Source organism: Lacrimispora sp. YZC11 (assembly GCF_057543815.1).
The window spans coordinates 69,560-81,768 of sequence record NZ_BAAJYQ010000018.1 but is presented as its reverse complement, the minus strand read 5'-3'; the positions used below and the strand labels follow the sequence as shown (position 1 = coordinate 81,768).

The window sequence follows — 12,209 nt, the reverse complement described above, 5'->3', positions numbered from 1 at the left end:
ACTGGTTCGACAGGTCCAACCGGCCCGCAGGGAGTAACAGGCCCAACCGGTCCACAAGGAGACATTGGTCCAACTGGCCTGCAGGGAGTTACAGGCCCAACCGGTCCACAGGGAGATACAGGTCCAACCGGCCCGCAGGGAGTAACAGGCCCAACAGGTCCGCAGGGAGACACGGGTCCAACCGGCCCGCAAGGGGTTACAGGTCCAACCGGTCCAACCGGCCCGCAAGGGGTTACGGGTCCAACCGGCCCGCAGGGAGTTACAGGTCCAACAGGCCCGCAGGGAGTTACAGGTCCAACAGGCCCGCAGGGAGTTACAGGCCCAACAGGTCCGCAAGGGGTTACAGGTCCAACCGGTCCAACAGGCCCAATCGGCCCAACAGGCTCAACAGGCCCAACAGGTCCAACCGGCCCAACAGGCCCAACCGGTCCGATTTTTGCCACAACAGGCTTTTCTGTGTTCGTATCTTCCCTTTCAGTATCAACAGATACTCAAATAGCAAACTGGAGCACAACTGCTCCTTATTATGGAGATAGCAGTTTTAATGCTACAACAGGAAACTTTACAGTACCTGCAACAGGAAGATATTCTATAAAGGCAACTATTAACTACTCCACTACAGCGGCAATAACGGGCTCCGTTGGAAACACTGTAAATCCGTCTTTTGCAGTATCTAGGACATCACCTACAGCTACTACGATTGTGAGCGGGTTATTCCCCATTTTAAACGTCAGTCTGATCGCCCTGACTTTAAGGGCTGTATTAGGCAATGGAACGGTTACCTTGGCCGGCGATGCAACATTAAATAGCGGTGACGTTCTCGGACTGCTTTATGTATCAAGCGGTTTGTCCTTAAATCTCAATCTAGGAGGAGCCAATACGGGAGGAATAGTATGGTCTATTCACAGGATTGCATAGTATAAGCGAACCGTAATCTTAAATTATTTATTTAATAAAAAACTATCCCGAAGTTTAGCCCATTACTTTATATCATTAAAGAATGCGCGAAAACTTCGGGATAATTTATATTTTATAATCCCTATGCATCTTCCTCTCAAAGGTTTTGTATCTGATAATTATCTAATCTAAATTGTATTTTTGCACGTTTATGGCATAAAAAAACAGGTTATATCACTGATGTGGAATAAATGTCTAAAAAGATTGATTATTCTCTAAACTATTCCAACGAAAGAATATAAAACTCTGAATAGTTCGTCGCAACTCTGAACAAAGTTGCATTGCGCAAATTACACTGACGAGTTATGATATTGCATATGAAAAACTTATGCAATCACGGAGGATGCACAGCATGGTAAAACAGAAAAGATACAGATTGCAGGTAAGAGGTAAGCTCATTTTATTTGTAAGCGTTTTGGTTTTCAGTACAATTTTCCTATTGACGGCAATCTTTTACGTAAGCTTGAATCGTGCGTATCAGAATTGGATTGACTCAAGCTATCAAAGTTTCGATGCAAATATCAAAACAGTAGTGGAAAGTCTTGTAAGCTCGTTAGAGGTCAATAATAAACGCTATGAAAACGGTGAGATCACAGAGCGGGAAGCTCGTAAAAATGCGGAGAGTATTGTGCGGGATACTCGTTATGGCGATGGAACAGGTTATTTCTGGGCGGATACATCTACCGGATTGTGTGCCATACATATGAATCCCGATTACGAGGGGAAAGAGCGGTATGATGATGAGGATCTTGCCGGAAATTACTATATCCGTAATTTGATCGGGAATGGTTCAAAGCCAGGCGGCGGATATACCGATTATTACTTTACCAAACCGGGACAAGATGGCATATTCGCAAAAAGGGCTTATACCTTAAAATTTGAACCCTATGATTGGTACATCAGCACAGGAAATTATATCGATGATATTGACAGAGCCGTTGCAGAATACCAAAAGCAGAAAATACTTGGATTATTACTGCTTCTTGGAGTTTCCGTGAGCATCTGCGTGACCGGCCTTTTGGTGCTGGCCGCCCAGCTGAATCGGATAACCGCACCACTAAGCCCCATTGCAGGCCGTCTGAAGCTTTTGGCAGCAGGAGATGTACATACGCCTCCCGTACCTGTCAGCCAGACAAAGGACGAGATGGAAGTGTTATCCAGTGCAACCGATGAACTGATTAACCAGATGGGCGATGTGGTTGATGATATTACCATACATTTGGAACATTTGGCGCAGGGCGATATGACACTTCCGGTGGAAAAGGAATATTCAGGTGATTTTGCGCCAATCCATGATTCCCTTTTTCTGATTTATCAGCAGCTTAACGGAACGCTGCGGGCCATCCACCAGTCAGCAGACTTGGTGAGTGCAGGTTCTTCCCAGGTGGCTGACGCTGCGCAGGCTCTGGCTGCGGGAGCTGCGGAACAGGCTGGGACCATTGAAAGGCTTTCTACATCAATAACAGAGGTTTCCACACAGGTGGAGCAAAGCTCTGCACATATAGAAGAAGCAACCGGGTATGTAGAGCAGACTGTAGAGCGGGTAGAAGATAGCAATGATAAAATGAAGCAGATGTTAAAGGCAATGGATGAGATTAAAATGACCTCAGATGAAATTGAAAAAATTACTAAGGATATGGATGGAATCGCTTCCCAGACAAATCTGCTGGCGCTGAATGCGGCAGTGGAGGCTGCCCGGGCAGGGGAGGCAGGCAAAGGATTTGCTGTTGTGGCTGATGAAGTCCGCAGCCTTGCCGCCCAGGCAGCTCAGGCTGCCAAACGGACGGCTGTATTGGTTATAAACGCATCCAGCGCTGTAAAAGAGGGTATGAATACTGCCCAGGAAAATGCGGACATTCTCAAAGATGTTTCAAACCAGGCAAGGCATGTGCGTGAACTTATGGAATCAGTGGAAATCACCTCCCGTGAACAAACCATTGCCATTAATCAAGTAACTTACGGCATTACACAGATATCTGCGGTAGTTCAGAGCAATGCAGCCACAGCCGAGCAAAGTTCTGCTTCCAGTGAAGAGCTTTCCGCACAGGCTAATTTACTGCGTGAAGAAGTAAATAAGTTTAAAATTACTGCGCAGGAAGAACTAAAGTAATTCATCTGACATTTGTTCGTTTTCCAAGTAATAAAACAGGATTTTATGTTCTTTTTGACGATATATTCAAGAAGATGTTGAATTAAAAATCTCCTTATGTTACGATGAAGTTGGTCAGTTATTTCTAAATTAATTTTAATTATATAAGGAGGTTTTTTATAAATGGATATCCGCTATTCAGCAAATCAGAAAGATTTCAAACGTTACACGACGGAAGAAACCAGAAATGAATTTTTAATTGAAAATTTATACGTTGCCAATGAGGTAGTTGCTGTATATTCTCACGTAGACCGTATGGTGACTTTAGGTTGTATGCCGACAACAGAGACCGTTTCCATTGACAAGGGCATTGATATCTGGAAAAATTTCGGTACAAGCTATTTCCTTGAGAGACGTGAAGTTGGTATCTTCAACATTGGAGGCGCAGGAAAGATCGTTGCAGATGGTGAAGAATTCAAGATGGGATATAAGGACTGCTTATATATCACTAAGGGAACAAAGGAAGTAACTTTCTCCAGCGAAGATGGGTCCAACCCGGCTAAATTCTATATGGTGAGCGCGCCGGCCCACAAGTCCTGCAAGACTACCTTCATCCCAATTGAAAAGGCAGCTAAGAAGCCTCTGGGCGCCATGGAGACATCCAACAAACGTGTGATCAACCAGTTCATCCATCCGGACGTACTTGAGACCTGCCAGTTGTCTATGGGCATGACCGTTCTGGATCCAGGCAGCGTATGGAACACCATGCCATCCCATACCCATGAAAGACGTATGGAGATTTACATGTACTTCGACATTCCGGAGAACAATGTAGTATTTCATATGATGGGCGAAGGCAATGAGACAAGACATATTGTTATGCAGAATGAGCAGGCAGTAATCAGTCCATCCTGGAGCATCCATTCCGGTGCAGGTACCAGTAATTATACCTTCGTCTGGGCAATGGGCGGAGAGAACCAGGCATTCGATGATATGGATACCATTCCTACAACTGAATTAAGATAGTTTCATATTTATAATAAGGCAGATGCGCTCTTTCCGGTGCATCTGCTTTTTGCTTTGCCGGAATCGGAATATCGCCTCAAGGTCAGGGGAATAATCTGGTGATCAGTTATTTCTTTTTGAATCGTGTGAAATCTCTGTGAAAATGTAGAAATTCGCTTTTCCATTTGATACAATATTACTGATAAATACTTTGTGATATAAAGGATCTGATTTCAGGAGGTTATATATGGAACAGTTAAAGATATTAGTGGTGGACGATGAAGCAAGAATGAGAAAACTGGTAAAGGATTTTTTTAGTGTAAAAGGTTTTTCTGTGGTCGAGGCTTCCAATGGAGAAGAAGCTGTGGATATCTTTTTTGAGCAGAAGGATATTGTACTGATTATTCTGGATGTGATGATGCCTAAAATGGATGGCTGGGAAACCTGCAAAACAATCCGCAAATATTCCCAGGTTCCCATCATCATGCTGACAGCAAGGAGTGAAGAACGTGACGAACTCCAGGGTTTTGATCTGGGAGTGGATGAGTACATTTCAAAGCCCTTCAGTCCCAAGATTCTGGTGGCCCGTGTAGATGCCATATTAAGGCGCAGCAATGCTGTCACCGCAGATGCAGTGGAAATCGGAGGAATCTGTATTGACAAAGCGGCCCATCAGGTCACCATTGACGGAAAAGACATTGAATTAAGCTACAAGGAATTTGAGCTTTTAGCTTATTTCCTGGAAAATCAGGGAATCGCCCTGTCCAGGGAGAAGATACTGAACAATGTCTGGAATTACGATTACTTTGGAGATGCCCGGACCATAGACACCCATGTAAAAAAGTTAAGAAACAAGATGGGTGATAAGGGAGACTATATAAAGACTATATGGGGAATGGGATATAAATTCGAAGTATGAGGAAAGGATATCATTTGAGGTGAATAAATGAAGCATTCCATCAGGGCGCGTTTTGCCATAATTTTTGTATGTCTGATGGCCTTTGTCCTAGCTTCCACATGGTGCGTAAATAATTGGTTTCTGGAGAGCTTTTACACCAGCGATAAGGTGCGTACTCTGGAGAGAGCCTATACTCAGATCGACAAGGTAGTAACACAGGCGAATGAGAGTGGGAAGGGGATCATTGAATATTACAAGGATACCTATGACCCCAATTTTAAAAATGAAGGCCCGGCTCAGAGGATGTTCCGCATCATGGGAGAAAAATACAATCTGATGATAGTGCTGATCGACAGCACCACAGACGAGGCTCTCATGTCTACAAACGGAGATCAGCAGTTTTTAAAAAACAGGGTGGAGGCATATATATTCGGAAAGAATGTGCCGGAAGCCAGTATTTTAGAAAAACACGACAATTACATTATTCAGAAGACTTATGACAGACGTTCCGATTCTTATTATTTGGAAAGTTGGGGGTATTTTTCTGATAACAAAACCATTTTCCTCATATCCGTCCCTCTTGCCAGCATTACGGAAAGTGTAGCTTTGGCGAACCGGTTTCTCGCTTATGTGGGAGTAGCGGCTCTGGTCATAGGAAGTATATTTATATATTTTACCACAAAAAGAATTACTTCACCTATCCTTCAGCTTGCAAACTTATCTGAAAAGATGTCGGCATTGGATTTTGAGGCTAAATACATCGGCACAGAGGAAGACGAGGTTGGAGTGCTGGGTAACAGCATGAATCAGCTGTCCAACACTTTAAAGGATACCATCGGGCAACTGCGATCGGCCAACGAAAAACTGCAGAAGGATATTGATGAAAAGATAAAAATCGATGAAATGCGTAAGGATTTTATCGCCAATGTCTCCCACGAATTAAAGACGCCCATTGCCCTCATTCAGGGATATGCGGAGGGCCTTACGGAAGGGATGGCGGAGGATCCGGAAAGCAGGGATTATTACTGCGGAGTCATTATGGATGAGGCAGGTAAAATGAATACCATGGTCCGTCAGCTTCTTAATCTTACGGCCCTTGAATTCGGCAATGACAGCATTCAGCTGGAACGCTTCGATGTGACGGAGCTGATCCGCGGCGTTATTAATTCGGCGGGTATTCTGATTCAGCAAAAGGGTGCTGAGGTGAAGCTGGAGGATTGCGGTCCTATTTATGTATCTGCCGATGAATTTAAAATAGAAGAAGTCATTACGAACTATTTAAATAATGCGCTGAACCATTTGGAAGGTGAGCGAAAGATTGTGATCACGGTAGAGGAGAATGGAGAGGAAGCTCTTGTAACCGTATTTAATACCGGACAGAATATCCCGGATGAGGATTTACCAAAGATTTGGACTAAGTTTTTTAAGGTGGATAAGGCGCATACCAGGGGATATGGGGGAAGTGGCATTGGTCTTTCTATCGTTAAGGCTATCATGGATTCCCATTATAAGTCTTGTGGAGTCCGCAATGTGAAGGGCGGCGTGGAATTTTGGTTTACTCTTGATTGTTATAAAGAAAGTTTGTAGTTTGTTATGTAATAGAAGAATATGGCCGATATAAATAATAAGAAAATGAATCCGGAATTACCGTAAGGTGTATTCTTTGAAAGGAGAGTGAAAAGGATGGATATTGGCGCAATGAGCATGGAGATGAGCCTTTCTAGAGTACAACAGAGTGCAGGAATCAGTGTTGCGAAGAAGGCTATGGACTCTCAGGAAGTTGCTGCGGAGGGATTACTTAAGATGGCGGAGACGGCGCTTCCTGAACAGGTTCCGGGGAATGGAATCGGGTTGTTTGTGGATACTAGGGCCTAGTGGGAAAGAGGGGGTATGCGGAGGCATATCCCCTTTCCGATTATAAACGCAGGAATTTTCCGATTCTCATAAAGTCAATGTTGTGATTGGCATAATATTTGCTTTACGGTGATGTGAAGTAAATTTTCCAGCCAATAATTTTATCGGGATTTTTAAGCATAATTATAAATAGCAAAGGCTGCCTCATATACAATATAGATGAAGAGAGAGAGTTCATTTTAGCTTGCTGGTATCATTATAATGATAAACGAAAAATATTTTAAAATATTAAAAAAAAGACTTATCTTTTATTCTCATTGGTACGATAAAGTACATGAATGGAAGTTATAAAAAAACATATATTTAAATTCATTTGAATGTTATGTTTCACACACTTCCAAGAGATACATGTGTCAAAAATCTGGAATCGTTCCTGCGGCTGGTACCCCGCAAGATTCCGCTGATATGATTTACTTATTTTCCTGATTTAGGAAAATACATCACACAGGGAAAAGGAATTCCCTGAAAACACATTCAAGGAGGAAATATCTATGAGAATTCAACACAATATCGCTGCTTTAAATGCACACAGACAGTTAGGAAACAACAATACCTCAGTAGGCAAGAGCCTTGAGAAATTATCATCTGGTTACAGAATCAACCGTGCAGGTGATGACGCTGCTGGTCTTGCTATTTCTGAGAAGATGAGAGCACAGATTACAAGCCTTGATACCGCTCAGAAGAATGCTAACGATGGTATTTCTTTGATCCAGACAGCAGAAGGCGCATTAACAGAAGTTCATTCCATGTTAAACCGTATGGTAGAGCTCTCCATGCAGTCTGCTAATGGAATCTATGATGATGGTGTTGACCGTAAGAATTTAAATGAAGAATTCAGTCAGCTGAAAGAAGAAATTAACCGTATTGCTGATACCACAACCTTTAATGGAACAAAGCTTTTAAATAGTGATTCGACACAAATCACACTTCAGATTGGCGATACAGCTGCAACCACAAATCAGCTGGGAGTAAAAATTAGCAGCATAAAGACCGATGCAACTGATATGAATATCGATGGCGAGAAAATTGATTCTTACGCAAATGCCAAGACAGCTGTATCAAACGTTAAGAATGCTATCAACTATGTTTCTTCCATTCGTGGTAAGTTAGGTGCATACCAGAACCGTCTGGAGCACACCGTTAACAACTTAGGTGCAACTTCTGAGAATATGACCGCTGCAGAAAGCCGTATTCGTGATGTTGATATGGCGAAAGAAATGATGTCCTATACCAAGAACAACATTCTTGTTCAGGCATCTCAGGCTATGCTGGCTCAGGCAAATCAGCTTCCACAGGGCGTATTACAGTTACTTCAGTAATTGCCGCATTTTAAGTTTGCAATCCCCCGGAAAGATGATTTTTCGGGGGATTATTTTATCGAATTAGGAGGAGTTGCCATGAAACCTGTCATTCGCCTGTCCCAGTGTATGATAGTAAAGGATGAAGAAAAGAATATCCAGAGCGCCCTAAACTGGGGAAAAGGAATTGTCTGTGAGCAGATTGTGGTAGATACCGGCTCTGTGGATAAGACGGTGGAGATAGCGGAAGCCATGGGAGCGAAAGTGTTTCATCTTCCTTGGAACCATGATTTTTCTTCGGCGAAGAACTTTGCTATCGAGCAGGCAAAGGGGAACTGGATTGCCTTCTTGGACGCAGATGAATATTTTTCTGAAGAAGGAGCAAAAAAAATCTTACCACTGTTAAAACAGTTGGAAAAGAGTGCCTCACATCCATGCCATCCCCATGTTATTCGGACAATGCTGGTGAATCTGGATGATTCTGGTAATCATATGAACACTGGGGTACAATATCGGATTTTCAGAAATATACCTAAGCTCCGTTATCGGAACAGGATACATGAATATCTGGATTTATCCGATGGAAGACGGCTTTTTTCCTATGATGCTGCAGAAACTCTTGCTATTTTCCATACCGGCTATGCAAGTTCGGTTTTTACGGGAAAAAACAAGGAAGAGCGGAATATTTATATGATAAAGAAAGAGCTGGAAGAAAATCCGGAAAATTATATGATGTGGTCTTATCTTGGGGATTCTCTTCTTTCGGATAAGCAGTTTGAAGAAGCAGAGGAGGCTTATCGGCGGGCAACTGAGAACCCTTCGGCTGTGGTGGAGATAGACAGAAAGAATCTTAGTTTTGCTTATTGGCTTAAGACAAAGTATATAAGGAATTTTGATAATGAAGAAGAGTTTATGGCTGTTTATCAAAAGGCAAAAGATTGTGGATGCAATACTCCGGATGTGGACTATTGGGCAGGCCGGTGGTTTGGCCGGCAAGGAGATGACAGGAAGACAAAGCTGCATTTTGAACAGGCTCTTCGTATGTTGGAGGAGTATAAAGGGAATGATCCCCTTGACATATCAGGCCAACTTTCCTTTATATATAACTGGCTTTTTTTCTCCTGTGTAAAAGAAAACCTGGCTTCAGAGATAATACGATATGGAGTTCTTGCTCTAAGAGTGGAACCTTACCAGCCTTCTATTTTAAAGGAAATCCTGCTCCTTCTAAAAGGAGAGCCGGGAGAGGAAAAGACTGCCACCGCTACTTTTGGCTTTCTGTCAAAGCTCTATGACCTTTCTTCTTTTAAGAATAAGGCTTTTTTAATAAAGATATCGGAGCGGGTTCCATTTCCTGCATTGGAAGAGAAGATTTATCATTTGTTATCTGATGAGGAACGGGAATTTGTTGCTGAGGCCGGAGATATTTTTTGATAAGAGTTGAAAAAGAGTTTTGTCATTTCTGGAAATAGAATAAAAGTACTGATAAATTGGTACTTGGCTTAGATGGGAGTAAAGTTCATGCGTAAGCATCAGCAAAAACAGATATTGAATCTTATTGCGACGTTGAGTGAGGCAAATGCTGAGATCAAGCGTTTATTTCTATGCGGAAAAACTTCCCATGTCTTAAAGCTTCTTGAAGACTGTCAGGATGGAGTTGTTCAAATTGGTGAATTCATTGAGAGTGTTGATGGAAAGGGAACTCAGACCGTGGCTTTGTTAGAGGAATATCACGAGAGCCTGTATAGCATAGCTGTGGGAATTGGAACTGCTGATGCAAACTTTGTGAAACGTTTGAAAAAGCAACTCCTTCAGATCGAAAACAGCGTAAGACGGGAATTTATTCAAGATAGGATAGAGATTGCATTTCTACCCTATAAAGCCAGTATGTGGGATTCTCTTGAATCGATATGGCTTGCAGCAAAGGATGACCCGCGATGTGATGCGTATGTCGTTCCAATCCCGTATTTTGACCGGCTGCCCAGTGGTGTGTTAGGACAAATGAAGTACGAAGGCCACCAGTATCCGGATTATGTACCCGTTGTAAACTATAGGGCATATGATATTGAAGCAAGACAACCGGACATTATATTTATCCACAATCCATATGATGACGGAAATTGTATCACCAGTGTTCACCCTGATTATTACAGTGACAAGCTGAAGAACTGTACGGAGTTACTGTGTTACGTTCCATACTTCGTAGTTTCCAATGACGTGCAGGAGCATTTTGTGCTTTGCTCTGGTGTGATAAATGCCGATAGGGTTTTTATACAGTCAAAAGAGGTGCGTGACACCTATGTTCGCATTTGTGAAGAGTTTGAAAAAGAGCACAAGTGCAAGGGGAGTTTCGGTAATATTCAGTCTAAGTTTATTGCATCCGGTTCACCCAAATTTGAGCGTGTCTTACATACAAAACGTGAGAATTATAATTTGCCGGAAGACTGGCAAAAATTAATAGGTAATAAAAAGGTTATTTTTTACAATACAAGTATCGGTGCAATTTTACAGGGCAATGAGCAATATTTGGAAAAGTTGCGTTATGTCCTTGATACATTCCGCAACCGCAGCGATGTAGTTCTCTGGTGGCGGCCTCATCCACTTAATGAGGCTACGTATCAGTCGATGCGGCCTCACTTGTTTGAAGCATATGAACAAATAGTCGCAGATTTTCGGTGTGGAGGCTGGGGTATCTATGACAATACACCGGATTTCCACTGTGCTATAGCATGGACGGATGGGTACTATGGCGATTATAGTTCGCTAGCGACGTTGTATGCGGCCACAGGGAAGCCAGTTTTGATACAGGATGAAATTATCGCTATGCCTGGCGATGGATTTGAATTGATGTTTGAAAACTTATACTGTGATGAAAAGTACTTTTGGTTTACAGAATATCGTTTCAACTCTCTTTTTAAAATGGATAAAGAATCGTGGGAAGCACAGCTTATTGGAACATTTCCAAATGAAAGAATGTACCATAAAAGGCTATATTCTTCTACTGCAGAATGCAATGGTAAATTATATTTTGCACCTCTGGCTGCAAGCCAAATAGCGGAATTTACACCGGAAACAAATGAATTTAGGAAAATATCTTTTGCAGAACCTCAAAGGATAGTGAGTAACTCATATAATGAAGCGAAGCTCATAAAAGTGGTAGCTGTTGGAAACAGCGTTTATTTCCTGCCGTATTTTTATCCTGCAATTATCTGTTATGATACAAAAACTAATTTGGTAGAATATTTTGATGACTGGCTTGATGGTGTGGAAAGACTTCGGTCAAGCAATATCGCAGGATATTTTGTGGATTATGAGCTGGAAGGTACCAAACTGGTTCTTCCCTGTGCCTGTGCAGATGCGGTAGTAATTTTCGACACTGTAACCAAAGTATCTGTGATTTATACTACGCCAAGCAATGATAACAAGTACAAATATCATGGCCTGTGCAATGATGGGAAGGACTATTATTTCGTATCTGCTGATGGAACTGTGGTGAAGCGAAAAATGAATTCGCAATTTGAAGCGATTAGTAAGATAGAATTTTCGGTAGGCGATTTTCAGAATGTAGCATTTTATCCTATGAGATATTTGGTAGAGTATGTATGGCTCTTTCCGTATGGGAAGAACCATGCAATGAAAATAAATACTATCACCAATGAAGTGACAAGTGTGGACGTATTTAATGAAGAGTGTAAATATGAAGGCACTACTCAGTCATACCTAGAAGTAAAAGTACACAACAAAAAGTTTTATGCTATGACGGGCAGAAGTCACCGGTTCATAGAATATAATCCTGTCACTGGTAATATTCGTGAATCAAAAATCAGAGTTTCAGAAACAGATTGTACTCATATTGAAAAAATGTTATCTGTATGTCCTTTGCAGCAACCTTACGGCAGCTTTGTTGTCGAATCCAATATTTATAAATTAGAAAATTTGTTGGAATTATTGAACTCAGATTATACAATAAGTGTTGAGAATATAAATCATACCTTTGATTCTATCGGCACTTCGATTTATGAGCTTGTTAAAAAAGAAGTTATGCAATAAT

General features: G+C 41.9%; 9 protein-coding genes. All 9 read left to right on the top strand.

Annotated elements, in window-relative coordinates; all coding sequences use genetic code 11:
* Window positions 1-918: hypothetical protein (locus AC27IJ_RS20865; RefSeq protein ID WP_487150651.1), on the top strand; the 918-nt coding region annotated here is incomplete at its 5' end.
* 391 nt (window positions 919-1,309) lie between these two features.
* Window positions 1,310-3,067, top strand: coding sequence for a methyl-accepting chemotaxis protein (locus AC27IJ_RS20860; RefSeq protein WP_487150649.1), 1,758 nt, complete (start codon window positions 1,310-1,312; stop codon window positions 3,065-3,067).
* Between the two features lie 162 nt (window positions 3,068-3,229).
* The gene (gene kduI, locus AC27IJ_RS20855; RefSeq protein WP_312503602.1) at window positions 3,230-4,072 is read left to right on the top strand and encodes a 5-dehydro-4-deoxy-D-glucuronate isomerase; all 843 of its coding nucleotides are present in this window, start codon (window positions 3,230-3,232) and stop codon (window positions 4,070-4,072) included.
* A gap of 226 nt (window positions 4,073-4,298) precedes the next feature.
* Complete coding sequence (locus tag AC27IJ_RS20850) at window positions 4,299-4,970, top strand: response regulator transcription factor (protein ID WP_487150647.1); 672 nt, start codon at window positions 4,299-4,301, stop codon at window positions 4,968-4,970.
* Between the two features lie 27 nt (window positions 4,971-4,997).
* Complete coding sequence (locus AC27IJ_RS20845; protein ID WP_312503604.1) at window positions 4,998-6,536, top strand: sensor histidine kinase; 1,539 nt, start codon at window positions 4,998-5,000, stop codon at window positions 6,534-6,536.
* Between the two features lie 96 nt (window positions 6,537-6,632).
* Complete coding sequence (locus tag AC27IJ_RS20840; protein WP_312447562.1) at window positions 6,633-6,824, top strand: YjfB family protein; 192 nt, start codon at window positions 6,633-6,635, stop codon at window positions 6,822-6,824.
* Between the two features lie 530 nt (window positions 6,825-7,354).
* Window positions 7,355-8,182 carry a flagellin N-terminal helical domain-containing protein gene (locus tag AC27IJ_RS20835; protein ID WP_312447560.1) on the top strand — a complete coding sequence of 276 codons (828 nt, stop codon included), beginning with the start codon at window positions 7,355-7,357 and terminating at the stop codon, window positions 8,180-8,182.
* A 78-nt stretch (window positions 8,183-8,260) separates the two neighbouring features.
* A complete protein-coding gene (locus AC27IJ_RS20830) occupies window positions 8,261-9,592 on the top strand; it encodes a glycosyltransferase family 2 protein (protein WP_312447557.1) in 1,332 nt (443 codons plus the stop codon).
* 87 nt (window positions 9,593-9,679) lie between these two features.
* Window positions 9,680-12,208, top strand: a complete 2,529-nt coding sequence (locus AC27IJ_RS20825) for an NHL repeat-containing protein (RefSeq protein ID WP_312447554.1) — start codon at window positions 9,680-9,682, stop codon at window positions 12,206-12,208.
* Window position 12,209: the final 1 nt, after the last annotated feature.

What these genes read in the sequence shown, in the direction of transcription:
- AC27IJ_RS20860 (WP_487150649.1), top strand. Translation starts at nt 1,310, where the DNA reads ATGGTAAAACAGAAAAGATACAGATTGCAGGTAAGAGGTAAGCTCATT.
- AC27IJ_RS20850 (WP_487150647.1), top strand. Translation starts at nt 4,299, where the DNA reads ATGGAACAGTTAAAGATATTAGTGGTGGACGATGAAGCAAGAATGAGA.
- kduI (WP_312503602.1), top strand. Translation starts at nt 3,230, where the DNA reads ATGGATATCCGCTATTCAGCAAATCAGAAAGATTTCAAACGTTACACG.
- AC27IJ_RS20840 (WP_312447562.1), top strand. Translation starts at nt 6,633, where the DNA reads ATGGATATTGGCGCAATGAGCATGGAGATGAGCCTTTCTAGAGTACAA.
- AC27IJ_RS20825 (WP_312447554.1), top strand. Translation starts at nt 9,680, where the DNA reads ATGCGTAAGCATCAGCAAAAACAGATATTGAATCTTATTGCGACGTTG.
- AC27IJ_RS20830 (WP_312447557.1), top strand. Translation starts at nt 8,261, where the DNA reads ATGAAACCTGTCATTCGCCTGTCCCAGTGTATGATAGTAAAGGATGAA.
- AC27IJ_RS20845 (WP_312503604.1), top strand. Translation starts at nt 4,998, where the DNA reads ATGAAGCATTCCATCAGGGCGCGTTTTGCCATAATTTTTGTATGTCTG.
- AC27IJ_RS20835 (WP_312447560.1), top strand. Translation starts at nt 7,355, where the DNA reads ATGAGAATTCAACACAATATCGCTGCTTTAAATGCACACAGACAGTTA.